A 25301-nucleotide genomic window follows, 5' to 3' on the forward strand; every position below is an offset into this window, starting at 1 on the left:
AAAAAATGAATAGGGTTAATGGCAAGCACGGGATTTTGCGCCAATATAATCCTTGACGATTTTTTCGTCGTTCTTCAATGTTTCATAGTGTTCGGGCTTTTCCATAAGCCCGTCAAGCCATTGGGGAAGCTTCGGAGTTTGACCACAAGCTTTGTTGACAGCATCCGGAAATTTTGCCGGATGCGCGGTAGAAAGGACGACCATCGGAATGGTTGCTTCCATGTGTTCACGCGCAACCTTTACAGCTATTGCAGTATGGGGATCGGCAAGGTAATGGCTTTCCCTGTAAAGTGTGTCGATCATATGGGCGGTTTCTGTTTCGGTTGAACGTCCTGCCGAAAATAGAGCACGGATTTTTTCAAGAACTGTTTTTTCAATGGTAAACTCGCCGGATTGTTTAAGACTTTCCATCGAGTTGCGGATTAAAACCGCATTGCGTCCGGATGCCTCGAATAACAGGCGTTCGAAGTTTGACGAGACTTGTATATCCATAGATGGCGATGTGGTGTGTTTGAGCGAACGGATCTGATAAATTCCGGTTGAAAGTGTGCGTGCCAGAATATCGTTATCATTGGTGGCAATGACGAGATGGGCAATGGGTAGCCCCATGCGGGAAGCGACAAAGGCTGCAAAAATGTCACCGAAATTGCCGGTGGGGACAGTAAAGGAGATAGCCCGGTCAGGTGCTCCAAGAGAAATTGCCGAAGTAAAATAATAGACAATTTGCGCCATGATACGCGCCCAATTGATCGAGTTGACTCCGGAAAGAGCTGTTTTATCCCGAAAAGCGTGATCATTGAACATGGCTTTGACCAAAGCCTGGCAGTCGTCAAAGTTTCCTTCAATGGCAAGCGCATGCACATTGGCATTGTTATTTGTTGTCATTTGCCTTTGTTGGACCGGTGAAACATGCCCTTTCGGAAAAAGAATAAAAATATCGCAGCGCTCGCGTCCGGCAAAAGCCTCAATTGCTGCCCCACCGGTGTCTCCCGACGTTGCTCCGATAATTGTGGCACGCTTGTTCTGATGGCTCAGTATATAGTCCATCAACCGGCCAAGCAATTGCATCGCAACATCCTTGAACGCCAATGTGCGACCATGGAAGAGTTCAAGTATGAATTCACTGGTATTGGTCTGGACAAGGGGGCAAACCGCAGGATGACGAAATGTGCGATAGGCTTCGTCAACCATAGAATCGAAATCATGGCGTTCTATTTCACCGTCGATAAATGGCCAAAGAATAGTTTTGGCGATTGTCGCGTATGATTTTCCGCGCAAAGCTTTTAGCGAATCCGGTGAAAAATGGGGATAAGTTTCTGGCAGATAAAGCCCGCCATCACGTGCAAGTCCCGTCATGACAGTATCGCAAAAGCCGAGTACCGGTGCGTTGGCTCTTGTACTGATATATTTCATTTCTATACTCCTCGGGCCTAAACCTGTGAAAAAAATGTTTGATGTCGCGCTATTTTACAACCTTTACGGGACTGAAAACGTCCTCTATTTTTACCAGACTTGCCAAATTATAGAAAAAGCGAGAAAACAACAAATCACTATTATTGATCGCTGATATAGAACAGGTTTACTACTCTAGGAAAGTCCACTTCATGGATAAAAAGTCGATTTATCGTTTTTCATTGGGCTTTGGCCTTATTATTGCCGCTTCGTCAACACTGTCTGGATGTTTTATTCATAAGAAAGTGGACAATGTCCCGCCCGAACCGCAAATAACCGAAGCACAATTGCGCGCCTATTGCCCGATTGTTCTCATGCGCGATGACACGGCTTTTTATGATGTTTACGAGCGCGGTGGTGAGGGTGACGCCAATAAAGTCATGTATCAGGCTGCCATCAGAGATGTGACAAGAACCTGCAATACAACAGACACAACACTTTCAATGAAAGTTGCAGCTTCCGGCCGCGTCGTCCCGGGACCGATGTTTAAAAAAGGCACAGTATCACTTCCGATCCGCGTCACAGTTATGGAAGGGGATAGTGTGATATATTCCAAGTTGCGCAATTATCCGGTAGAGATCAGCAATGGCGTTGACGCAACGCAGTTTATTTTTTCCGACGATCAAATATCGTTTCCCAAACCTACAGCAAAAAACATTCGCGTTTTTGTCGGTTACGACAGAGGACAAAAGAAATAATGCTTAGCCACTGTTCATAAGCTGGTTTCGTTTAAATGACTAAACTGACTGAAAAGGCTTGAGAACAAGCGTTCTCAAGCCTTTTTTATAAGGTTAGAAAAAATTTCCGACAAAAAGATTGTAAGCTCTGTTCGTTCAGGATTCTTTACAAATCCTGCAACAGAATTTCTCAAGGTTGGCAAAGGCCAATTATTTTCAGCAGTTTGATAGTAATAACGATCAATGTCGCTAACGAAGTTATCGAACTTTATTGATTGCCAGCGACCGGAGATAATGCGATTGGCCGATCAAGATAAATTCAGATATCTTTCCACTCGGACATGGCTTTCAAGACAGCAGGTAAATCCGTATGGTGAGCAATAACTGTTTCGGCACCCGCTTCAGTGAGAACGTCGGCAAGGCCGCGGTAAGCATGGGAACCGCCGGTGAAGCCGACAACACGCATACCCGCTTTAACCGCTCCGCGCACACCATGGACGGAATCTTCTATAACAATTGTATTTTCAGGCTTTGCATGCATTTTATCTGCCGCATAAAGGTAAACATCCGGTGCCGGTTTCACTTTTCCTGTGCCGACTTCCGGTGCTGAAAAAATCTTGTTTTCAAAGAGATCATATAGACCAACAATCGTCAGCATATGTTTTATGTCTTGGCTCTTCGAATTGGAACAGATACAGTAAGGATAAAGCTTGGCAACAGCTTCGACGGCTTCGCGCGCACCGTCAATTCCAAGCAACTCGTCTTTCATACGCTTTTTGAAAAGTTCAGGCACTTTTTCAATCAGGCTGACAGAAAGCGGAACATCCGACTGCTTTTCAATTTCTTTAAGAATATCAAGGAAAATAAGCCCTGCATAACGTTCGGACAGTTCTTCAGGTGTTATTTCATAACCTTCTATTGCCAGTAATTCAGATTCAATCTGGGCCGCCAGATATTCTGAATCAACAAGAACACCATCACAATCGAAAATAACCAGATCTATCTGCGGCATCGGTTTTATCCTGTAATCTATCAAATTGATTGGCAATCTTTTAGACGTTTCAACTTGTCATTGGCAATAGCTGATGAAAAATGTGCTGTTCTTAATTTTGTGTTCTTTCAACCTCATGAAACGTGCGATTGATTTGACAAAAAGCCAAAATTCAAGCGCTTGTCATGCCTTGAGCAACGATTAATTGGCATGAAAATGACACTTGTTCGGCTTTATATCCAAGTGTGGCGCTTGCGAATTCTTGACCAAGGATAGGTCTATTTCAAAAACCTGTGCGCTTTAACGCGATATTTACCCTATTTCGTCAATTTAAGCTTGTCAGAGCCGTGATTCGATTGGTCACGGAGTATTTAGTATCTTGAGTATGTGTGGTCGAGTATCCAATGACTGTTGTTCGTCTTGTAAAAGATCTCGTGCAAGCTTCGCCGGAAGAAGCATGGCGTAACCAGATTTTAAAGGGTGACTGCGTTGCAGCACTCAATAAACTGCCAAGTCAATCGGTAGACGTTATTTTTGCCGACCCGCCTTACAACCTGCAGCTTGCAAATGCATTGCATCGCCCTGACCAGTCATTGGTGGATGCTGTGGATGATGATTGGGACCAGTTCGAGAGCTTTGCAGCCTATGATGCCTTCACACGTGCCTGGCTTCTTGCTTGCCGCAGAGTGTTGAAACCGAACGGGACAATCTGGGTTATCGGTTCTTATCATAATATCTTCAGAGTTGGTACTGCTTTGCAGGATCTCGGCTTCTGGATGCTTAATGATATCATCTGGCGTAAAACCAATCCAATGCCCAATTTCAAGGGGCGTCGTTTTCAGAATGCACATGAAACGCTAATCTGGGCATCGCGTGACCAGAATTCCAAAAAATATACGTTTAATTATGAAGCGATGAAAGCTGCCAACGATGACGTGCAGATGCGTTCCGATTGGCTGTTTCCGATCTGCACTGGCCAGGAACGGCTGAAAGACGAAAACGGACATAAAATCCATCCCACGCAGAAGCCGGAAGCATTGCTTGCGCGCGTTATCATGTCTTCGACAAAACCCGGCGACGTTATTCTGGATCCATTTTTCGGTTCCGGTACTACGGGGGCAGTTGCCAAGCGGTTAGGGCGTGATTTTGTAGGAATCGAGCGTGAACAATCCTATATCGATGCAGCATTGGAAAGAATTCGTGCAGTCGAGCCGCTCGCAAAACCGGAGCTTGTCATGCTTTCGGGAAAACGCGCAGAACCACGTGTGGCCTTTATAAGCCTGCTTGAAGCAGGATTATTGAAGCCGGGCTCTGTGCTTTATGACAAAAAACGCAAACACGCAGCCATCATCCGCGCAGACGGGACAGTGGTTGTTGATGGTGAAGCCGGCTCTATCCATATGATGGGGCGGAAAGTACAAAACAGCGCCAGCTGCAACGGTTGGACCTTCTGGTATTTCGAGAAAGATGGTCAACTGGTTCTGATAGATGAACTACGTCTTATTATTCGGGAACAAATGACAAAACAGGGCGTTTGAAAGATGAACGGTCGGATAATCTCCAGTCTCCGATCATAAAAAAGGCGTGCGCATGAATTGCGCCGCCTTTTATTTTTTTCTGTTTGATTTTTTTGGTTTCATGCCGCTGGTTTTAAAACTATCAGGAATGGCTGCAGCAATTGCCTTTTTCATAACAGTAGGCAGAGCTTCACCCGAAAGTTCATTTGTTTTGCACCACCAACCATTGCCCGCAATTGATTTGTCTACATTTCTGGCCAAATAGACATCAAGAGTGAGCGAAAAATGGGTAAAGACGTGGTGGGCTTTGCCCTTCAACACCCAGTTGGCATGAAATGGAGCGTCGGCGACAGAATAATTATTTTGTTCGCTGAAGTGATTGGGGATTTGCGTCATTCCGCCGAGTAGTCCGGAACTATGCCGTTTTTCCAGATAGATCTCGTTATCTTTACTTAATGCGACAAAGGCAACTCCATAGCGTTGGGGACGCTGCGGCTTTGGCGGTTTGACCGGAAAGGCTTCGGGGTTACCGTTGCGCTTTGCCTCGCACAGGTTTTCAACCGGACATATCATGCATTTAGGGGCGCGTGGTGTGCAAATCGACGCACCGAGGTCCATCATGCTTTGGGCAAAGTCGCCACAACGCTTGTCAGGTGTTATTTCCTGCGTTCTTGTTCTGATTTTTACCTTTGCTTGCGGCAAAGGTTCACCAATTGAAAAGACGCGGGCAACGACCCTTTCGACATTACCGTCAACGACGGCGACAGGTTCGTTATAGGCAATAGAAAGAATGGCTGCTGCCGTATAATCACCAATACCGGGCAGACTCTTCAAGCTTTTTAACGATTTTGGAAAAACCCCATCGTATTCGGCCACTACTTGTTCCGCACAACGTTTGAGATTTCTTGCTCGTGAATAATAGCCGAGGCCTGCCCAGGCTTTAAGCACATCTTCCAATTCGGCTTTTGCGAGAGAAAAAACCGTTGGCCATGTTGTTACGAATTTTTCAAAGAAGGGTTTTACAGCTTCAACAGTTGTTTGTTGCAACATGACTTCCGACAGCCAGACCCGGTAAGGATCATTTTTCTTACCCGTCAACAAGTCGGCCGGAGCCACGCGCCAAGGCAATATACGATGGTATCGGTCATACCAGGAAAGAAGCTTTTCTGAAAAATCATTCATGGATTTTTCCAATCACAGTTTATCAAAAAAATCAAAAAGAAAAGGCAAGCCGTTAAAAGACTTGCCCTACATTTCATCAAGCTTATTCGATGCGAATAATCGACTATGTTTTTTCAATCAATGTGATGGCCTTGAAGGTAACCGCCATTTCTTGCGTCTTTCATTTTATAGGCGCAGACAAAAGCAATTACCATCATGATCGTCACATACCAGTAGAAGTAATTGCCGACGCCTTCATTCTTGAACCAAAGCGCAACATATTCGGCCGAACCGCCAAAGAGTGCGTTCGCCACAGCATAGGAAAAACCTACCCCTAATGCTCTGACAGAAGCCGGAAACATTTCTGCTTTAACAATACCGCCGATGGAGGTGTAAAGACAGGATACTGCGAGCATCACAACGATCATGAAAAAGGCGGCGAGTTCACTATGTGTAGATCCGATAAATGACAGCGCGGGAATGGTCAGGATGATTGAAAGAACTGACCACATCAACAACGATGTGCGCGTCCCGATACGATCCGCAAGCATCCCGAAAAGAGGCTGAAGAATCATAAAAATAAATAATGCAGCAAGCATCATTGTATTGGCATCTTTGGCCGAAAAGCCGGTAGTAGTCACTAGATATTTCTGCATGTAGGTGGTGTAGGTATAAAATGTGAGAGAGCCGCCGGATGTGAAACCCACAACAAGCAGGAACGAGCGGGTATGGTTCTTCAACAGGCTGATGAGGCTTCCGGCTTCAACACTGGTGCGCGATTTTTCCGTTGAAGTTTCATGCAGTGAACGACGTAAGTAAAAAGCGATGATTGCTGTTAATGCGCCAATAACAAAAGGAATACGCCAGCCCCACGCCTTTATCTGATTGTCATCAAGGAACAGTTCCAGAATAACAACAACCAGAACGGCAAGAAGTTGTCCGCCGACGAGTGTCACATATTGGAAGGAACTGAAAAATCCGCGTCGGCCTTTCAAAGCAACTTCACTCATATATGTGGCGGTGGTTCCATATTCTCCGCCGACAGAAAGCCCCTGCATCATACGAACGAGCAACAAGATGACACCTGCGGCATTGCCCCATGTGGCATAGGTCGGTAGAAAAGCGATGATAAGCGAGCCTAGGCACATCATCACCACAGAGATCATCATGGATTTTTTCCGGCCATACCGGTCGCCTATACGGCCGAAAATATATCCGCCGATCGGGCGCATCAGAAAACCGATGAAAAATATGCCAGCCGTTTTAAGAAGTGCTGCGACCTCGTCATTGCCAGACGGATAGAACTGGTTGGCAAAATAAATCGATGCAAATGCGTAGATATAAAAATCATACCATTCCACCAGATTGCCGGATGCGCTTGCAACGATTGCAAAAATTCGTTTGCGTGTATCGTGTGGGTCAGCGGACTGAGCTGTTTTAGTCGTTTCGGTCATGTCTATCTCCCATGAGGCAAAGCTTTAAGCCGGATTATTATTTCGTTTGTTGTTGCACGTTCATGGAAAAAGGCAATGGAAACTTTTGGAGACACACAAGTAAAAGTGATATTAATAGTTTAAAAATGATATTGGTTATTTGTGGCTAAGAACCATTTCAACATTTTATTTATTTAAATCTCCTTAGAGATGCGTTTATGAGGGGGGTAAAAGAAATAAAACATTGAGTTTGTTTTTTTGCCTGAAAAATTATCGAACGACCATTGCGGGAGTAAACGAAAGAGAAGGAGAGATCAAAAGCGTTTACATCGGCCTGCCAAATAGCTAACTTGCCCACTGTTTTTGATCGAACAAGAAGATTGGTGATGCGCCCATTTCCGTCTTTCCGCTCAATTTGGCTACCGAGGTTACTTTGAATATTCCCGTCTATATAATCAATCTTGATCGGTCAAAAGATCGTTTCGAAGTTGTCGCACGATCAGCTGAAAGCGTTGGACTGGACTATCATCGTATAAGTGCGGTTGACGGTAGCGAGATCGACATTCAGCATTCTCCCGAAATTGATGTGAAAAGGTTTCGCCGCCGGCACGGGAAAAATATCCTGCCTGGAGAAGCAGGGTGTTATCTTAGTCATCTTCGGGTGTTGTCGGTTATTGCAAATGGCGAGGATCCTTATGCCGTCATTGCAGAGGATGATGTCGGCTTCGATGAGGAATTTGTCAGAATTATCAATAAACTTTCTCAAATCGACGGATGGGATATGATCAAATTTTCCAACCATCGTAACCGGATTTTTCGTAAAATGATGGATATAACCGATAATGTATCCATTGGTCGGTATTTGCATGGTCCTTTAGGAAGCTCGGCGGCCTATATGGTGACGCGCGAGGGAGCAAAAAAGCTTCTTGAAAAACTCACTCCGATGAGCCTTCCTTACGATGTAGCGCTTGAACGCGGTTGGAGCGGCTATAAAGCATTTTCAACCAACAAGAATATCGTAAAATTTTGTGGAGTGAATGGCTCGACGATCGTGAAGGGAAGAAAAACCTATCACAATATGCGATTGCCGAAGTGGAAGCGGATTGGTACCCTGTTTTTCCGGATATCGGATTATATTCGTCGTATCATTTATGGGCTACAGCCGTCCCACCTGAAACTTCAAGATAGGGTTAAAAAATGAAAGCCATTGTCACAGGTGCTGCCGGTTTTATCGGTTTTGCAACGACGAAAGAATTGCTACGGCAAGGTTTCGAGGTTGTCGGAGTTGATAATCTGAATGATTATTATTCTGTCGAGCTTAAAAAGGCACGTCTAAAGAATATCAGTGACGATTCGGCGTTTCGTTTTGTTAAAGCGGACATCGCCAATAAAGAACAAGTCGAGCGGGCTTTGGGTCACGAAAAGAATGTCGACGTCATTGTGCATTTGGCTGCTCAGGCGGGCGTGCGTTATTCGATAGAAAATCCGTCTGCATATGTAAACGCAAATGTTGAAGGTGAGGTCAGAATCTTCGAGCAAGCGTTGAAGTTTGATTCCCGTCCGCCGGTTGTTTATGCAAGTTCTTCTTCCGTTTATGGGGCAAACAAGAAAGTACCATTTTCGGAGGATGACAGAGTTGACGATCCTGTTTCGGTTTATGCTGCGACAAAACGGGCCGGAGAGCTTCTTGCCCGCTCATATCACCATGTTCATAAACTCAGAACTTCCGGTTTGAGATTCTTTACAGTCTATGGCCCGTGGGGGCGTCCCGATATGGCTCCCTGGCTTTTTACGGATGCCATTTTGAATGGCCGTCCAATAAAACTTTTCAATTACGGCAAGATGCAGCGGGATTTTACTTTTATCGACGATATTGTGTATGGCGTTGTCACTGTGGTAAAAAATATTATCAATGAACCGGAAAATGTCGCCAATATTTATAACCTTGGTAATAACAAGCCGGTTCAACTGTTGGAATTTGTTGAAGCTATCGAACGGGCAACGGGCAAAAAAGCATTGACTGAACTTTGTCCTATGCCGCCTGCCGATGTTAAAAAAACTTATGCCGATATTTCCCGTGCCGAAAGGGATTTGAATTTTCACCCGACAATGTCGATAACCGAAGGCATGGTAAAGTTTGTCGACTGGTTTAAATCTTATCAAGGCAAATGATGGGCTGGAAACCGAAAAAACGTCATTTTTCTTCACTTGCCGAAACGACATCGGGGCTACTCGAGCCACTTTTGCGTAAAAAAACCGGTCTCAGTCTTGAACTTATGGCAAATTGGGCCACCCTTGTTGGCGAAGATATTGCCAAAACCACAATGCCGCTGAAAATTATTTGGTCAAGGCGTGCGAGCATTGATGATCCCTTTAAACCGGGAACGCTGGTTGTGGGATGCGAAGCCTATTCTGCAATGATACTCACGCATGAGACGGGAGAAATCCTTCAACGCATCAATGCCTTTTTCGGCTATGTCGCGATCAATCGCATAAAGATCGAACAGCGTGTTATTGTGAAAGAGGAAGAGGCACGTATCGAACGCCCGCCGGTTAATGAGAAAGACCGCAAACTTATAGACGAACTTACAGGAAAAATCGAAAATGATGGTTTGAGAAACTCTTTGAGCGATCTGGGGTTATCTATTTTTTCGCAAAAATATGTGTCTCATGGCAAAAAATTTAACAATTAATCCGAGACAACTTTTAATGGATGACTTATAAAATAACAAAGCTTGCCTTCGACTTAGCGAGTTTCAAGTTTGAACAAATAAAAAGAAAAGGTACTGTTATGCTTAATAAAAAAAACAGTCAGCGTCTTCGTTCTTTCGCTGCCGCTTTGGGGTTAGCCGCAACCACCTGTTTTACTATTTTTCCCTCTTATGCTGCCGATAATAAACCGGCTGAAGCTACAACAGGTGATAGCAAGACGATCAATGTCAAATCGTCAGGTACTGTTGATATGGCAAAACTTCTTGAACCCGGTAAAGGCAGGGAAATGGTCGAGGGCAAAGCTGATGCTCCGGTAACCATTGTTGAATATGCTTCTGTTACTTGCGGCCATTGTGCTGCTTTCTTTAATGAAACGCTGCCATCCATCCGTGAAAAATATATCAAAACCGGTAAAGCGCGTCTGGTATTCCGCGAATTTGCCTATGATCCGCGCGCACAGGCCGGTTATATGCTTGCACGCTGCGCACCGGAAGACCGGTATTTTCCGATGATTCAAGTGCTTTTTGAAAAGCAGATGGATTGGGCTGCCGCGTCCGACGCTTTGCCGCCATTGAAAAATATTGCTGCGATGGCCGGTCTTGATGACAAAGCTTTCGAAGCTTGCCTGAAAAACCAGACTGTACTTGACGAAGTCAAGAGTTCGTTTGAACGAGGCAAAGAGTTTGGTGTAACTTCGACACCGACATTTTTTATCAATGGCAAGAAATATGAAGGCGCATTGTCTGTGGAAGAAATGTCTTCTGTGATTGATAGTTTTCTGTAATACCATAATATGTGCTAATAAAAGGATGCAGTTATATTTTTGGCTGCATCCTTTTTTGTAACCCGAAGGTAGGTTTATGCAGTTTACCAAGCTGCGACTGGTCGGTTTTAAATCCTTTGTCGAAGCTCAGGAGTTCGTGATAGAGCGTGGGCTAACGGGTGTTGTTGGCCCGAATGGATGCGGAAAATCAAATCTGGTTGAATCGCTCCGTTGGGTTATGGGAGAAAACTCCTATAAAAATATGCGTGCTTCCGGCATGGATGACGTTATTTTTTCAGGTTCCGCAACAAGGCCGGCTAGAAATTTTGCAGAAGTAACGCTTTTTCTTGATAATTCGGACCGCAGTGCGCCGACTGCTTTTAATGATACTGATGAATTACAGGTTTCCCGTCGCATCGAAAGAGATGCAGGTTCGGTTTATCGTATCAACGGTAAAGAGGTTCGTGCCAAAGACGTGCAGTTATTGTTTGCAGACCAATCGACAGGTGCAAGGTCGCCTTCAATGGTCGGGCAGGGGCGAATTGGCGAACTGATACAGGCCAAACCGCAAGCACGGCGTGCTTTACTGGAAGAAGCGGCAGGTATTTCAGGCCTTCATAGCCGTCGTCATGATGCGGAATTGCGCCTGCGTGCTGCTGAAGGAAACCTTGATAGGCTTGAAGATGTGGTCGGCGATCTTTCCTCGCGGATTGAAAGTTTGAAACGTCAATCGCGACAGGCCAATCGCTTCAAAACCCTCTCGGCCGATATCAGACAGGCAGAGGCAGGACTATTCTATCTGCGTTGGTCAGATAATAAATCGCAGGAAGCTGAAGCAATCAGTGCTTTGAATGGCGCCACTCAGCTCGTCGCAGAAAAGGCGCAAGCGCATATGCGCGCAGAAAAGGCACAAGAAGAGAGTAAAAACAAACTTCCGCCCCTGCGGGAAGAAGCTGCAAAAGCTTCCGCCGCATATCAAAGATTAAGCCTTGAGCTACAACAACTTGATGAGGAAAAAAACCGCAATCGGCAACGACAACAGGAATTGATGCGCAGGCTTGAACAACTCGACGCCGATATTAGTCGTGAAGAACAACTTGCCAAAGATAATGGTGAGAGCCTTGAACGACTGAATGAGGAAGAAGAAACTTTACGGTTTGAGGCGGAAAACCAACAGGAAACCGAGGTCGAGCTCACCCTTCAATATGAAGAGCTGCAAAGTGTGTTGAGCAAAAGCGAAGCTCAGGCAGGGGAACTTACACAATTGCAAGCCCACGCCAAGGCCGAGGAATCAAGAATTGTCAATCAGATTGCTGATCTTGCGAAACGTGGCGAGCATCTTGATGAAACAATTGCCGATTTTAAGCGGCAAATAGAAGTACTCCAAATAGAACTGAAGTCTTCCGACAAAATTGCCGAAGCCCGTAAAAAATTGGACGAAGCCGAAGTGAAGCTTACGCAAAACGAAGCCTTGTTGCAAGAATGCGAGTTGGCGACGGAAGCTGCACGGGAAGAGGAAAATGCGGCGCGTCCGGTGGTCGCTGATTGTCGCGATCAGCTGAACGGACTTGCTACGGAAGCACGCACGCTTGAACAACTTTTGAGTTCTTCAATCAGTGGGGAGTTTCCGCCGGTTGTGGATCAAATTACTGTAAAAGACGGTTATGAAGTTGCTCTCGGTGCAGCATTGGGAGATGACCTGGAAGGGTCGGTTGAAGAAGGCGCGCCTCTTTTCTGGAGCGGTCATACGGGAACTTATGAAGCACCAGCTCTTCCCGACGGTGTAAAGTCATTGTCGGATTTTGTAAAAGCACCAGCAGAATTAAAGCGAGCCTTGCAACAAATCGGTGTTGTCGAAGAGGAAGACGGCAAGCGCTTACAAAGGGATTTGAAGACAGGGCAAAAACTGGTGAGCCGAGATGGTGCAATCTGGCGTTGGGATGGTTTAATGGCGCGCTCTGACGCGCCGACTGCAAGCGCGCAACGTCTCGCTCAAAAAAATCGCCTTCAGGTGTTGGCCCATCTCATTGACGAAGCGAAGGAAGCTTTGAAGATTGCCGAACTTAATTTACAGAAACTCACGAAAAAAGTTGAAGAATCGGCCCTTTATGAGCGCGAAATACGCGAAAAACTGCGGTCGAGCCGCGAAATTCGGGATGAGGCACAGCAGTTTTATAGCAAAATTGAACGCGAAGTCTCCGAACATCGTTTGAAGCTTTCTTCACTTGAAAATAATGTGCGTGATCTTGAAGGCGAAAAAGCAGAACTCGTTCAAAAACTTGAAACTTTATCGAATGAACGGAATGAATTGCCTGATATGACTGCTATAGAGGAAAAGATCACGTCATTTTCGGCAAAAATCTCTTCGGAACGCAGAGCAGTATCGGAAGCATTGGCTGCCCTCCAAAGCTGGAAACAGAATGCAAATGCGCGGGTACGCAGGCTTGAAGTGATCGGATCGGAGCGTAAAGCCTGGTTCAATCGTATTGAAAATGCGAAAAATCAGATAGAGGCGCTAAAAGCACGTCGCGAAGAAGCAATGACCGAGGCCGAACAATTGGCCGAGACGCCGGAAGGGCTAGAGGAAAAACGACAAAACCTGCTTGATGCCATTGCAAAAAAAGAAGCGGAAGGCCATGCCGCTATGGACCGTCTGGCAGAGGCAGAAACAATACAGACAACGCTTGATAAACAGACTTCGGAAGCTTTTGCCAAACTTTCTTCAAGCCGTGAAGAACGCGCGAGAGCTGAAGAACGACTTAATGCTGCCGTTGATCGACGGAAGGATATTGAGTCGCGGATAAGCGAAGCTTTGAATTGTCAGCCGCATGAAACTTTGGCTCTTGCAGGGTTTTCGGTTGGCGATGAAATGCCGGACATTGAAACTCTTGATCACAAGCTTGAACGGTTGCGGATCGAACGCGAACGTTTGGGAGCGGTCAATCTACGTGCCGACGAGGAAGAAAAAGAGCTGCGCTCGCGGTTTGATTCAATTACCGGCGAACGTGACGATGTGGTAGAGGCGATCAAGAAGCTGCGTGTCGCAATTGTCAATCTTAACCGCGAGGGGCGCGAGCGTCTGCTTTCAGCCTTTAACAAGGTCAACGACCAATTCCAGAGACTTTATCACCATCTTTTTGGTGGTGGAACGGCAGAGCTGCAACTCATTGAATCCGATGACCCGTTGGATGCTGGCGTGGAAATTCTGGCGCGGCCGCCCGGTAAAAAACCACAAACCATGACGTTATTGTCAGGTGGTGAACAGGCTTTGACTGCATTGGCATTGATATTTGCAGTTTTCTTGACGAGTCCGTCTCCCATTTGTGTGCTTGACGAAGTCGATGCACCGCTTGATGACCATAATGTCGAACGTTACTGCCATTTGATGGAAGAAATGGCAAAATCGACAGAAACGCGTTTTATCGTTATCACCCACAACCCGATCACTATGGCACAAATGGATCGCCTTTTCGGTGTTACGATGGGCGAACAGGGGGTTTCGCAACTCGTATCCGTTGACTTGCAAACGGCAGAAAAAATGCGAGATACCGGTTAATATTGAAGGCTCAAAAAGTTGTTATTCAATCGATTTGGTCAATCTGTAAAGAAAATTGATGTTGGCGGCAGACTAAATGTCATTTAAGCTATAGTTGATAGTTGATATTTGTTTGTCTCCATCAAGGGTAATACAGGAATTCCAGTTTTTAATATTCAACTATCGAAGTCAATCGGAGGATATGTTTCAAATGACAAAATGGGTTTACAGCTTCGGTAACGGGAAAGCGGAGGGGGCTGCATCTGAACGCAACCTCTTGGGCGGAAAGGGAGCAAATCTCGCAGAGATGAGCAATCTCGGATTGCCGGTTCCTCCGGGTTTTACAATTACGACCGAAGTCTGCACCTATTTTTATAATAATGATAAAACCTATCCTGACAAACTTGATGAAACAGTCAAGAAATGTCTTGCCGAAGTCGGTAAACTGACCGGGCGCCGTTTTGGTGACAAAGATAAACCGTTGTTGGTTTCTGTGCGTTCGGGGGCGCGTGCCTCTATGCCCGGTATGATGGATACAGTCCTCAATCTTGGACTGAACGATGAAACTGTCAAAGCCATTGCCAGAGAGACGGAGGACGAACGTTTTGCCTATGACAGCTATCGTCGTTTTATCCAGATGTATTCGAACGTTGTGCTTGGTATTGATGGTTCATTGTTTGAAGAAATTATCGACGATGCCAAAGCCCGCCATGGTTACGAAGTCGATACCGAAATGACTGCCAAAGATTGGCAGGATGTGATTGCTTCTTATAAAGAATGTGTCGAAAGAGAAATCGGAAAACCGTTTCCTCAAGATCCTGAAAAACAGCTTTGGGGGGCGATCAGTGCTGTTTTCTTAAGCTGGATGACACCACGTGCTGTGACCTATCGCGAACTTCACGATATACCGGAAAGCTGGGGCACTGCGGTTAACGTTCAGGCAATGGTGTTTGGCAATATGGGTGATGATTCGGCAACCGGTGTTGCTTTCACCCGTAACCCGTCGACGGGCGAGAATGCGCTTTTTGGCGAATTTCTTGTCAACGCACAAGGAGAAGATGTTGTTGCCGGTATAAGAACGCCGCAAAACATCACCGAAGCTGCGCGCATAGCAGCCGGTTCCGACAAGCCTTCGTTGGAAAAAACTTTGCCGCAAGCCTTTAAAGCATTCAATGACATCGCCCATAAGCTTGAAAAGCATTATCGCGATATGCAGGATATGGAATTTACCATTGAAAAAGGTAAGTTGTGGATGCTGCAAACGCGTATCGGCAAGCGCACAGCGCGGGCGGCCCTCAAAATGGCTGTCGATATGGTTGCCGAAGGTCTCATAGACCGCACCGAAGCAATTTCCCGGATTGATCCCAAGTCGCTCGATCAACTTTTGCACCCCACACTTGACCCGAATGCAAAAAAGATTGTTTTGGGAACAGGCCTTCCGGCTTCTCCGGGAGCGGCAACGGGCAAAATCGTTTTTTCTTCGGAAGAAGCGGAAAATGCAACCAAAGAAGGACATAAAGTTATTCTGGTGCGGGTGGAAACAAGTCCGGAAGATATTAACGGTATGCACGTTGCAGAAGGTGTTTTGACAACGCGCGGCGGCATGACCAGCCATGCCGCTGTTGTGGCTCGTGGTATGGGAAAACCGTGCGTTTCGGGTGCCGGTAGCATCCATATTGATTATCGTAGCGGCACATTGAAAGCAGCCGGCGAGACTTTCCATAGAGGTGACATCATCACGATTGATGGTGGAAATGGCGAGATTTACAAAGGCAAAGTCGCTATGTTGCAACCGAAAATGTCGGGCGATTTTGCAAAACTCATGTCATGGGCCGATGAAAAACGCCGTATGCATGTTTGTGCGAATGCCGAGACACCGGCGGACGCACGTATGGGGCGCTCTTTCGGTGCGGAAGGAATTGGTCTTTGCCGCACCGAACACATGTTTTTTGCCGGTGATCGTATCATCTCGATGCGCGAAATGATTTTGGCCAATGATGAACAGGGGCGTCGCAAGGCTTTGGCAAAACTTCTGCCCATGCAGCGTTCCGATTTTATCGAATTGTTTGAAATCATGCATGGTCTTCCGGTTACCATCCGTTTGCTGGATCCGCCGCTTCATGAATTTCTGCCGAAAACAGATGTCGAAATTGCCGAAGTTGCCAAAGCTATGTCAATTCCGGCTGAACTGATTAAAGAAAGAGCAGCAGAGCTTCATGAATTCAACCCGATGCTGGGATTAAGGGGATGCCGCTTGGCGATTACTTATCCTGAAATTGCCGAAATGCAGACGCGCGCAATTATAGAGGCTGCGATTGAAGCAGGGAAAGCTACCAAGGAAACGGTTATACCGGAAATCATGGTGCCTTTGGTCGCATTGAAAACGGAACTCGATTATGTCAAAGATCGTATTGATGAAACGGCAAAGGCTGTGATGAAAGAGCATAATGTTTCAATCAAATACCTTGTCGGGACGATGATCGAATTGCCAAGGGCTGCGATTCGTGCTGCCGAAATTGCCAAATCGGCAGAGTTTTTCTCTTTCGGCACCAATGATCTTACGCAAACGACGTTCGGCATTTCACGCGATGATGCCGGTCCATTCCTTTCGACTTATATTAAAAAAGGTTTATTGGAACAGGATCCATTTGTATCCATCGACCGTGATGGCGTAGGCGAACTTGTTAAAATCGGCGCAACACGCGGCCGCAGTCAGCGTGCCGACATCAAGCTTGGTATTTGTGGTGAACATGGTGGCGATCCGATGTCAATTGACTTATGTGAAGAAGTCGGATTGAACTATGTTTCCTGTTCGCCGTTCCGTGTGCCGATAGCCAGACTTGCTGCAGCCCAAGCGGCAATCAGGCATAAAAAATAGGTTATGCCAAGAGTAGGTAATTAATGTGGAATTCGATTTGCCGGTGCGTTTTTGCCGGTATCATAAGTTTGAGTGCACCGGCCATAACTATGGCCGGTACCGTCGAGCCGATATTGCATATTGAAAAAGGTGAAGCGTCAAGTCCACAGGTGGCTTTGACGCTTGACCTATGTATGGGGGATATCGACCACCGTATTTTTGACACTCTCGTCTCTCATCAGATCAAAGCCACTTTATTTGTTACGGCCCGATGGTTACAACGAAATAGGCAAATCGTCGAAGTTATCAAGGCTCATCCCGATCTGTTTGAAGTTGCAAATCATGGCAAAAATCATGTTCCTGCAATCGACAATCAGACGGATATCTATGGTCTCAAAACAGCAGGTAGTCTTAAAGCAGTTTGTGAAGAAATCAAAGGTGGAGAGCAGAGTTTGCTAGCTGCAGATTTTCCGCGCACTTACTGGTATCGCGATGCATCTGCACGCTATTCTAAGGATGCGGTGAAACTTATTCATGACATGGGGTATGAAGTGGGCGGCTTCTCTCTTAATGCTGATATGGGAGCATCCTTGCCGCCAAAAACGGTTGCTCAACGGATTTCATCTGCTAAGAATGGTGATGTCATTATCGCCCATATGAACCAGCCTAAACGGGCATCCGGTCAAGGGGTCGCAGCGGGTATTCTGGAGCTTGAGAAAAAGGGCTATCGATTTGTGAAATTATCGGATGCCACAAAACCGGTAGAGAGACAAACGACGATTAGCGACTGTAGCATGTTGGAAGGAAAAAGTGCGACAACGGGGACAAGCACGTTACAAGGGGCAATGAACGGACAATGAGAAAAAAATACGTTCGGCTAACTTCCTATGCTGCTTTATGGTCGCCACGTTTTGGCGGTGTGAGTCTGTTGGCTCTTGTCATTGTCAGTCTTCTTCATCGTTTTTCCCTTATCCGGACCCATATATTTCTCGTCTATTCAAGCATTGCCGGTTTATTGGCTCTTATAGCTCTCTTTCTGGCAGCCAAAGGACTTTACGATCTTTGGGAAAATGGTGACAGGGGGGGATTGAAATCACTAAAGGGTATTGTCTATTCACTCATAACACTTACCCCCATATCGGCTTTTTTGTTCATGTGGTGCGTTATGCCACCGCTTAATGACATCTCGACCGATACCGATACGCCGCCACACTTTATTGCAGAGGCAAGACCGGCTGACGCTTTGCCTGTTGCTGCCGACTTATCCGGTCAGGCCAATCTGCAACTAAAAGAATGGCCCGAGCTTTCAGGCCGTCGTTATGATGGCTCTCCTGACCGTATATTGAAATCTGTGCGCAATGTTTTGAATGCACAGGGCTGGCCAATCAAGGCGCAACGCGGTGTTGACGGTGAAGACGACGAGCTCTTTATCGAAACCGAAGCTAAAACTTTTTATCTCGGTTTTATATCGGACATCGTTATTCGTCTGACCGATGAAGGCGATACAACTTTTGTAGATATGCGTTCGGCTTCACGTTATTTATATCGTGATCTTGGTGTTGATGCTTCCTTTATTCTCACCTTTATGGATGCTCTTGACACTGAAATGCTTTCAACACCTATCGATCAGGATAATGAATAAGAACTGAAAAGCGAAAGTGGTTCATCCGTTATGACAATGCCTTTCTCCACCAAATCTTCGAGGTGGGCAAGAACCGAGAGAGCAGCAGCTTTGTGAAGGCGATTGTCGAGTGTTCTGTAAATTGCCATGACAATCTCGCTTATTGTCCGGTCTCCTTCACGCAATCGTTCGATAATTGCCCGTTCACGCATTTTTCTGTGTGCAATAATGGCGCGCACATAAGCGCGCGGCTTCATGACAGGGCCACCATGTCCGGGAAGGTAAATCTTATCGTTGCGGCTCAGAAGTTTTGTGAGTGATTGCATATAATCCTGCATGGCACCATCAGGTGGCGCGACCACTGTTGTTGCCCATGTCATAACATGGTCGCCAGTAAAAAGCACACCGGTTTTATCAAGAGCATAGGCTGTGTGATTTGCCATGTGTCCGGGAGTAGTGACCGAAGTGAGTTTCCAGCCATTGCCTTCAATTGTCTCACCGTCCCCCAGTATAATGTCAGGTTTAAAATTTTTGTCACAATCTGCGTCAAGGGCGATGGAGTTGTTAAGGACATTGGTCAAAGCAGGCCTGTAGCGTCCTTCAGCAACAATTCTTGCTCCGGTAAGGTCACTTAATCTCTTCGCAAGCCCGCAGTGATCGCTATGGCTATGCGTGATAAAAATATAATCCAGTCTATGACCGTCAATGACGCGAAGAAGCGTTTGCAACTGGTCATCATCATCGGGACCGGGATCGATAATTGCAAGCTCGTCTTTTCCTAAAATATAACTATTCGTGCCGGTAAAGGTAAAAGGGGAGGGGTTATGAGCTGTTACCCGACGGATATCATTACCAAGAACGACTGCCTGACCATATTGAGGTGTAAAATCCTTTTTAAAATCGACACGCATCGGATTTCCTTTTCCGTTAAGCTGGAAGGCATATTAAATTGCAAAGCTTCAAAAGCTAACATCTGCAACCTGATTTTAAAGATTATAGCAGACAGGAAAGACGGAAAAGTTACATTTGCTTGAAAATAACTATTGAAATCCGTGTCATAAGTTGAAATTCGCTGGGTCGGTAAAATCGTCAGGTAGATGGATATATGCCGAAGGGTTGGACGCGTTTGAAAATCTGTTTTCAACCAACGTAATGGCAGAACTCGCGCGAGACTATAGCCAAAAAAAAGTGCCGGTACGTGCTTAGACATATTGCACATTTTTATCGAACTCGTTATAAGGCGCGCAGGAAGTATGCCAAGCATGCTTTTTGGGGTATAGCCAAGCGGTAAGGCACCGGTTTTTGGTACCGGCATTCCCTGGTTCGAATCCAGGTACCCCAGCCATTTTCCCTAAATCAGCTTTTGATTTTCGTTCGAGAACGGTCACTATCATTAGAGAGATAATGATATAGCGGTTTTTGGACAGAGATTCTGGCAAAAATACGTGCAAAACGAACCATAAAACAGTTCAATATCGCTTCACCGTAAGTTATAAAAATCCTATTTAAAAATGTGAAATAGCCGCAAAACGCTAGGAGATTCCTGCTTTAGCGTTTCATATTGATTATTTCTGCCATTGTCTCATCGGCAATTTGGAAAACGCGGAAATTGGCTTTAAAATTATGTTCAGCCAGGTCCATATTCACCATGTCGTCTCCGGCATCATATGTCTCGCGACCGACAGTTGTTCCAACCGCAACATTCTGGGCAATCTGATCAAGTGTATCCGCTTGTCTGTTCATGCCGCCTACCGAAATACGCATTGCTGAATCAATAGACATCGAATTCACCCTTTCTGTTGATGCTTTTAATTATCTCAACACGTTAAATATAATACACTTAACGGCTGATTTCCAGAGAAGAGGTAAAAGTTAAAATTAGAGCCAGCCTTTTTTTCTGAAGTATAATATGGGTATAACAGCAGAAATAATCATCAGAAACAAAGCAAAAGGATAGCCCCATTTTTCATTAAGTTCCGGCATAAATTGGAAATTCATGCCGTAGATGGAAGCAACAAGTGTTGGCGGCATGAAACCGACCGCTGCAACCGAGAAAAATTTGATAATTGCATTTTGTTCAGTCGATATCATTCCGACAACGGTATCAAGCAGGAATGTCATTTTTGCAGACAAAAAGTCTGCATAATGTTCAAGCGACTGGGTATCCTGTTCCAATGATTTGACAGTCGTCTTCATATCTTTTTTTGGTGTTACTGTTTTGCCGTCGGCTTCGATATATTTGGGGGTAACTGTTTTCCCGTAAGCTTCAACATAAACGAGAAGGCGGCTAACTCCTGCAATGCTTTCTCTCACCATTGAAAGCAACGTTCCCTGATTGCCAATATGGTTGAGAGTTTTGCGAAAATCGATGGTCGACATCGGCATAGCCGCTTCATCACGATGGAAAATATTGCGGGAAGCCGTTTCAATGCGTCCGGAGACTGCTTCAAGAAGATCGGCAAGCCTATCTGTTGCGGCCTCGATAACAGCAGTGAGAATAGTTAACCCCGTGCACTGCGGTGTAATTAATCCATTGCCTGCTTTAGTCACCCGCAAAATGAAAAGCTCGATTGCTTGCGGGTGGCTATAGCGAACAGTCACCAGCCTTGATCCTGTCAGAATGAAGGTAACAGGTGCGATATCACGTTTGTCGCCGTCAACAGTGTAGATCAACGGGGCCGTCATATATTGCGCTCCGTTTTCCATGTAAAAGCGGCTTGATTCTTCAATCTCTGTCATATCATCATGCGTCGGTATGGGAATTCCGAGCCACTTTTCCAGCTTTTTTTCCTCTCCTGCAGTCGGATCGGAAAGATCAATCCACAGCACGTCATTTTCGGGCGTTCCGTCTTCTTTGAGCGGGACTTCAACAAGACGGTCAGTCGATGTTCGGAAGCTGCGGATCATGCATTAATCCTTTGTGATTTCAACCGGCGCTATTTTTTGTACTTCTACGAATTCTTGGTCCCAACGGCCTGATACCAGCGGGTGACAATGAGAAATACCTTCAGCTGAAAAATGAACCGGCTTGGTATCGACAATGCCGGCAGGGGCGTCATCGCCTTTCCGATATTCGGATGTTCCGATGATGGCACGTTCATTTTTGTGATAACTCGCCAGTCTGAGATCTCGCGCTTCTTCAATACGTTTGGCAAGGTTGCCATCAATCAGACTTTGCATAACGCCGCCTTCATCTTCAAGGCGGGTAAATTCGACCCATGCTGCTTCTGCAAGTGCATCTGCGTCACTGTCTCGCCGGTTTGCCTGTTTTGCAAGCGGGGTGGCAAGCTCTTTCATAAAAATAAGCTGGCTGTTACGGGCAATGCGACGTGCGTTTTCGTCAGGTAAACCGAATACGAAACTATATGGCAAAACCGATAATGATGATGCCCCACCCAAAATGGCAGCATAGGCAGCAATCGATGAACGGGAGATATTGCTGAGGGAATCCTGTTTTGTCATCATTCGCATCGATGTTTCGACGTGAATGACCGCAGGAAATGGCGAAGTCACCCCGCGTTCTTCCTGAAGTCTGCGCCAAAGCGACCTGATTGCACGCATTTTTGCAAGCCCCATGACGGGGTCTTCATCAAGAGCTGTGGCAAAACCGATGTGCGGTAAAGCATAAATAATGTGGTGGCGTGCTTCCTCGACCATCTTCAAATGGGCGAGCGCAACCGACATCATAGCACCGATCTCTTGTGCCGGCGTAGCACCGGCATTATGATAAGGGCGTCCATCGGCTTCAAGAACAACACCGGGAATGCCTGAGGAAAAAAACACCGACATTGATTGCGGCAATGACGCTTTTAGCGCTTCAATCGACATTTTGAGTTTGCCGGTCGTGGCCAACACAGCCGTGGGGTCGGTACTGAATGTCAGTTTTGTGCGAGTCGGGTTAATGCGCCGGTGCTGGAGATAATCGATAAAACTGTCGGCAATGACACGACCATGGGGATGGTTGTCGAGACGGATATGAAGACCGTCGAGGCTTACCCCGTCGAAAAGTGTTGGAATTGTTTCTGCTTTAGCCGGTAGTCCGAAGCCGTAAGCACTATTGGCGCCTTCGAAAATCAGGGCAATGCCGGTAGCACCATTGGCTATATCTTCCTTAAGTTGGAAGCGGGCACGTTCAATATCGGGATCGTCGGCACGTTGCATGACTGACCAGCCTGCCTGACGGGATTGTGTATTGTCGGATGGATGGGATTGTTTCGAGCTCATGAGCAAATCAAAATCCTGCTAAATAAATTTTACACCATCACGGAGATGGGGTTTTATGTAACACAATCACAAAGCCCCGACCGGTGCAAGTCCAACCTATTGCAAATTCATTTAGGATTCAATTTGTCAAAACCAAGTTTGGCTCGAGAAATCCGCAATCAATCGGGTGTTTATTCAGTATCGGAAGCAATTATGAAGTTACGAGGTTGGGCGCATTCCAAAATCGCGAGCTCAAAGGCGAATTTTTATATGTCGTTGATTTAAAAATAGAACTTGCGAAAATTTATTGAGCTTTCAAATTTTTGAAATTTTTACGAAGATGCATTTGTTGCGTTGTTAATCACGCCAGTCATCGGCCGACTATCCGGTTTTTTACCGTAAGAATTGGTGCATCAGAAAACCAAGTTCTCTTATCTCGTCAAGGCTCACATAAAAGACTTATTGATTTTGTCTAATTTCGGTACATTTATGATGATTGGAAAACATGCCGAGGGATAATTGGGTATGATAGACAAGAGTGGAATTTTTCTGGGTGCCAGCCATCAAAAAAAGGATAACGCACTCAAACCTGAATATATCTGGCTTAAATATGCAAATCGTCATGGCTTGATAACCGGTGCGACAGGCACAGGAAAAACTGTAACATTGCAGGTTATTGCCGAGGCCTTTGCAGCTTCCGTTGTGCCAGTCTTTTGCGCCGATGTGAAAGGTGACCTTTCAGGCATAGCCAAAGCCGGCACGCTTAATGACAAGGTTCGTTCGCGAGCTCGAAGTGTCGGGCTCTCAACTATCGAAATGAAAGCCGCACCTGTTATCTTTTGGGATTTGTTCGGCGTCGACGGGCATCCGATAAGGGCCACTGTGTCAGAAATGGGCCCATTGTTGCTCTCAAGGCTGATGGATTTGACACAAGCACAGGAAGGTGTGCTGAATATTGCTTTCCGTGTTGCCGATGACGAAGGATTATTATTGCTTGATCTTAAAGATTTGCAGGCAATGCTTAATCACGTTGGAGAAAAGGCTGCGGAACTTTCTTCCCGTTATGGCAATATCTCTAAATCTTCCGTAGGCTCTATCCAGCGTCAATTATTGGTTTTTGAAGAGCAGGGCGGAGAACATTTCTTTGGTGAACCGTCTTTAAAGCTTGAAGATATTATGCGCACAACGAGTGATGGGCGAGGCGTTGTCAGTGTCCTTGCGGCTGACAAACTGATGACCAATCCGCGTCTTTATTCCACATTTCTGTTGTGGCTTATGTCGGAACTTTTCGAACAGTTACCGGAAGTCGGCGATCCTGAAAAACCGCGACTCGTTTTCTTTTTTGATGAAGCGCATCTGCTTTTTGATAACGCACCAAAAGCATTGATTGAACGGATTGAACAGGTCGTGCGCCTGATCCGTTCAAAAGGAGTGGGCATCTATTTTATTTCGCAAAATCCGTTGGATGTGCCGGAGTCCATTCTGGCTCAACTGGGCAATCGCATCCAGCATGCATTGCGTGTTTATACGCCGCGCGAAACAGCAGCTGTGAAAGCCGCAGCCTCGACTTTTCGTGCCAACCCTGATTTTGACACGATGAAAGCAATCTCGGATCTCGGAACCGGTGAAGCGCTGGTGTCAACTTTAGAAGATAAAGGGGTTCCATCCATTGTTCAAAGGACCACTATCCGTCCACCTTCATCACAAATTGGCCCGATTACTTCCGAAGAGCGTCAAAACTTGATAAAAACAAGCCCCGTGAGCGGAAAATATGACGAAACCGTTGATCGTCAGTCCGCTTACGAGATGTTGCAGAAAAATACGCAAGAAAAACAATCCGGTAATAATCAGGAAGAAGGCGGGAGTTTCTGGGATACGATTTTCGGCGATGATAAAAAGAATAGTCGCGGTCAATCTGTTGCGGAAACTGCCGTCAAGTCGATTACCCGTACGGCAGCCAATTCCATCGGCCGGTCAATTGCAAAAGCCGGTGAAAATTATTTACGCGGTGTGTTAGGCAATCTTCTGGGTGGTAGACGGAAATAAACGGTTGGTGACCTGACAGGTTTCGGCGTATGGTTGATAGATCACCAGTCACAGGATTGTAAATCTACCGTGAAGCGACCGGCCGCAATTGTGGCCTTGGCGTTACTCGAACTAATGTTTTAATATTTTAAAAGCCAATCGGCCTTCATCTATGGTCATATGGTTTTAAGAAGTTTTATATAATTTGTGAGCTGCGCTTGGCAAAGCAGGGGCGTTCATCAGAGGGTGTAAAAGTGGCTTGCTTTTGTTCTACTTAGCAAGACTTTCAAAACATTCTGTTAGTTTCAGGGAATTAACGTAACTACCGGAACCGTTATCGGTATGTGAGACCGA

At 45.9% G+C, this 25301-nt stretch carries 19 protein-coding genes and 1 tRNA gene; 12 read left to right on the forward strand and 8 right to left on the reverse strand.

The window, feature by feature from the left end; genetic code table 11:
• Positions 1-15 precede the first annotated feature (15 nt).
• Positions 16-1413, reverse strand: coding sequence for a threonine synthase (thrC, locus tag H3V14_RS06850; RefSeq protein ID WP_198227514.1), 1398 nt, complete (start codon positions 1411-1413; stop codon positions 16-18).
• A gap of 191 nt (positions 1414-1604) precedes the next feature.
• On the opposite strand from thrC, the gene H3V14_RS06855 reads away from it, so the two are divergent.
• A complete protein-coding gene (locus H3V14_RS06855; protein ID WP_075870143.1) occupies positions 1605-2150 on the forward strand; it encodes a hypothetical protein in 546 nt (181 codons plus the stop codon).
• A gap of 298 nt (positions 2151-2448) precedes the next feature.
• On the opposite strand, the gene H3V14_RS06860 is transcribed toward H3V14_RS06855, so the two are convergent.
• Complete coding sequence (locus H3V14_RS06860) at positions 2449-3141, reverse strand: HAD family phosphatase (protein ID WP_075870142.1); 693 nt, start codon at positions 3139-3141, stop codon at positions 2449-2451.
• A gap of 383 nt (positions 3142-3524) precedes the next feature.
• On the opposite strand from H3V14_RS06860, the gene H3V14_RS06865 reads away from it, so the two are divergent.
• Positions 3525-4658, forward strand: a complete 1134-nt coding sequence (locus tag H3V14_RS06865) for a site-specific DNA-methyltransferase (RefSeq protein WP_198227516.1) — start codon at positions 3525-3527, stop codon at positions 4656-4658.
• A gap of 69 nt (positions 4659-4727) precedes the next feature.
• On the opposite strand, the gene mutY is transcribed toward H3V14_RS06865, so the two are convergent.
• Both mutY and H3V14_RS06875 read right to left on the reverse strand, forming a co-directional pair.
• Positions 4728-5819 carry an A/G-specific adenine glycosylase gene (mutY, locus tag H3V14_RS06870; RefSeq protein ID WP_198227518.1) on the reverse strand — a complete coding sequence of 364 codons (1092 nt, stop codon included), beginning with the start codon at positions 5817-5819 and terminating at the stop codon, positions 4728-4730.
• A gap of 113 nt (positions 5820-5932) precedes the next feature.
• Positions 5933-7252, reverse strand: a complete 1320-nt coding sequence (locus H3V14_RS06875; protein WP_075870139.1) for an MFS family transporter — start codon at positions 7250-7252, stop codon at positions 5933-5935.
• Between the two features lie 412 nt (positions 7253-7664).
• On the opposite strand from H3V14_RS06875, the gene H3V14_RS06880 reads away from it, so the two are divergent.
• The 8 genes from H3V14_RS06880 to H3V14_RS06915 all read left to right on the forward strand — a co-directional run bounded on the left by H3V14_RS06880 (position 7665) and on the right by H3V14_RS06915 (position 18740).
• Entirely contained in the window at positions 7665-8432 is a 768-nt protein-coding gene (locus H3V14_RS06880; protein ID WP_198227520.1) for a glycosyltransferase family 25 protein, read from the forward strand.
• Positions 8429-9403, forward strand: a complete 975-nt coding sequence (locus H3V14_RS06885) for an SDR family NAD(P)-dependent oxidoreductase (RefSeq protein ID WP_198227522.1) — start codon at positions 8429-8431, stop codon at positions 9401-9403. The genes H3V14_RS06880 and H3V14_RS06885 overlap by 4 nt, the downstream gene beginning before the upstream one ends.
• Entirely contained in the window at positions 9400-9924 is a 525-nt protein-coding gene (locus H3V14_RS06890; protein ID WP_369522677.1) for a DUF721 domain-containing protein, read from the forward strand. The genes H3V14_RS06885 and H3V14_RS06890 overlap by 4 nt, the downstream gene beginning before the upstream one ends.
• Before the next feature lie 98 nt (positions 9925-10022).
• Complete coding sequence (locus tag H3V14_RS06895) at positions 10023-10727, forward strand: DsbA family protein (protein ID WP_198227524.1); 705 nt, start codon at positions 10023-10025, stop codon at positions 10725-10727.
• Between the two features lie 76 nt (positions 10728-10803).
• Positions 10804-14262, forward strand: coding sequence for a chromosome segregation protein SMC (gene smc, locus H3V14_RS06900; protein ID WP_198227526.1), 3459 nt, complete (start codon positions 10804-10806; stop codon positions 14260-14262).
• A gap of 190 nt (positions 14263-14452) precedes the next feature.
• Positions 14453-17119, forward strand: coding sequence for a pyruvate, phosphate dikinase (gene ppdK / locus H3V14_RS06905; protein ID WP_198227528.1), 2667 nt, complete (start codon positions 14453-14455; stop codon positions 17117-17119).
• Between the two features lie 23 nt (positions 17120-17142).
• Entirely contained in the window at positions 17143-17958 is an 816-nt protein-coding gene (locus H3V14_RS06910; protein ID WP_198227530.1) for a polysaccharide deacetylase family protein, read from the forward strand.
• Positions 17955-18740: a DUF1499 domain-containing protein gene (locus tag H3V14_RS06915; protein WP_198227537.1), complete on the forward strand. Its 786-nt coding sequence runs from the start codon at positions 17955-17957 to the stop codon at positions 18738-18740. The genes H3V14_RS06910 and H3V14_RS06915 overlap by 4 nt, the downstream gene beginning before the upstream one ends.
• Here H3V14_RS06915 and H3V14_RS06920 read toward each other — a convergent pair.
• Entirely contained in the window at positions 18725-19630 is a 906-nt protein-coding gene (locus H3V14_RS06920; RefSeq protein ID WP_198227539.1) for an MBL fold metallo-hydrolase, read from the reverse strand. The genes H3V14_RS06915 and H3V14_RS06920 overlap by 16 nt on opposite strands.
• 359 nt (positions 19631-19989) lie before the next feature.
• Here H3V14_RS06920 and H3V14_RS06925 point away from each other — a divergent pair.
• Positions 19990-20064, forward strand: a tRNA-Gln gene (locus H3V14_RS06925).
• A gap of 203 nt (positions 20065-20267) precedes the next feature.
• On the opposite strand, the gene H3V14_RS06930 is transcribed toward H3V14_RS06925, so the two are convergent.
• From H3V14_RS06930 to H3V14_RS06940, 3 genes are all read right to left on the reverse strand, one after another.
• Positions 20268-20501: a hypothetical protein gene (locus tag H3V14_RS06930; RefSeq protein ID WP_075870132.1), complete on the reverse strand. Its 234-nt coding sequence runs from the start codon at positions 20499-20501 to the stop codon at positions 20268-20270.
• A gap of 96 nt (positions 20502-20597) precedes the next feature.
• Positions 20598-21626, reverse strand: a complete 1029-nt coding sequence (locus H3V14_RS06935; RefSeq protein ID WP_198227541.1) for a magnesium transporter CorA family protein — start codon at positions 21624-21626, stop codon at positions 20598-20600.
• A 3-nt stretch (positions 21627-21629) separates the two neighbouring features.
• Entirely contained in the window at positions 21630-22943 is a 1314-nt protein-coding gene (locus H3V14_RS06940) for a methylmalonyl-CoA mutase family protein (RefSeq protein WP_075915987.1), read from the reverse strand.
• A 504-nt stretch (positions 22944-23447) separates the two neighbouring features.
• Between H3V14_RS06940 and H3V14_RS06945 the strand changes: the two genes are divergently transcribed.
• The gene (locus H3V14_RS06945; protein ID WP_198227543.1) at positions 23448-24968 is read left to right on the forward strand and encodes a helicase HerA-like domain-containing protein; all 1521 of its coding nucleotides are present in this window, start codon (positions 23448-23450) and stop codon (positions 24966-24968) included.
• Positions 24969-25301 lie beyond the last annotated feature (333 nt).

This window comes from Bartonella sp. W8151 (assembly GCF_016100385.1).
Lineage (GTDB): Bacteria > Pseudomonadota > Alphaproteobacteria > Rhizobiales > Rhizobiaceae > Bartonella > Bartonella apis.

Coding starts and splice junctions, on each gene's coding strand:
- H3V14_RS06865 (WP_198227516.1), top strand. CDS start 3,525: ATGACTGTTGTTCGTCTTGTAAAAGATCTCGTGCAAGCTTCGCCGGAA.
- H3V14_RS06920 (WP_198227539.1), bottom strand. CDS start 19,630: ATGCGTGTCGATTTTAAAAAGGATTTTACACCTCAATATGGTCAGGCA.
- H3V14_RS06895 (WP_198227524.1), top strand. CDS start 10,023: ATGCTTAATAAAAAAAACAGTCAGCGTCTTCGTTCTTTCGCTGCCGCT.
- H3V14_RS06945 (WP_198227543.1), top strand. CDS start 23,448: ATGATAGACAAGAGTGGAATTTTTCTGGGTGCCAGCCATCAAAAAAAG.
- smc (WP_198227526.1), top strand. CDS start 10,804: ATGCAGTTTACCAAGCTGCGACTGGTCGGTTTTAAATCCTTTGTCGAA.
- H3V14_RS06885 (WP_198227522.1), top strand. CDS start 8,429: ATGAAAGCCATTGTCACAGGTGCTGCCGGTTTTATCGGTTTTGCAACG.
- H3V14_RS06930 (WP_075870132.1), bottom strand. CDS start 20,501: ATGTCTATTGATTCAGCAATGCGTATTTCGGTAGGCGGCATGAACAGA.
- thrC (WP_198227514.1), bottom strand. CDS start 1,413: ATGAAATATATCAGTACAAGAGCCAACGCACCGGTACTCGGCTTTTGC.
- H3V14_RS06915 (WP_198227537.1), top strand. CDS start 17,955: ATGAGAAAAAAATACGTTCGGCTAACTTCCTATGCTGCTTTATGGTCG.
- H3V14_RS06860 (WP_075870142.1), bottom strand. CDS start 3,141: ATGCCGCAGATAGATCTGGTTATTTTCGATTGTGATGGTGTTCTTGTT.
- H3V14_RS06910 (WP_198227530.1), top strand. CDS start 17,143: ATGTGGAATTCGATTTGCCGGTGCGTTTTTGCCGGTATCATAAGTTTG.
- H3V14_RS06875 (WP_075870139.1), bottom strand. CDS start 7,252: ATGACCGAAACGACTAAAACAGCTCAGTCCGCTGACCCACACGATACA.
- H3V14_RS06890 (WP_369522677.1), top strand. CDS start 9,400: ATGATGGGCTGGAAACCGAAAAAACGTCATTTTTCTTCACTTGCCGAA.
- H3V14_RS06940 (WP_075915987.1), bottom strand. CDS start 22,943: ATGAGCTCGAAACAATCCCATCCATCCGACAATACACAATCCCGTCAG.
- H3V14_RS06935 (WP_198227541.1), bottom strand. CDS start 21,626: ATGATCCGCAGCTTCCGAACATCGACTGACCGTCTTGTTGAAGTCCCG.
- ppdK (WP_198227528.1), top strand. CDS start 14,453: ATGACAAAATGGGTTTACAGCTTCGGTAACGGGAAAGCGGAGGGGGCT.
- mutY (WP_198227518.1), bottom strand. CDS start 5,819: ATGAATGATTTTTCAGAAAAGCTTCTTTCCTGGTATGACCGATACCAT.
- H3V14_RS06855 (WP_075870143.1), top strand. CDS start 1,605: ATGGATAAAAAGTCGATTTATCGTTTTTCATTGGGCTTTGGCCTTATT.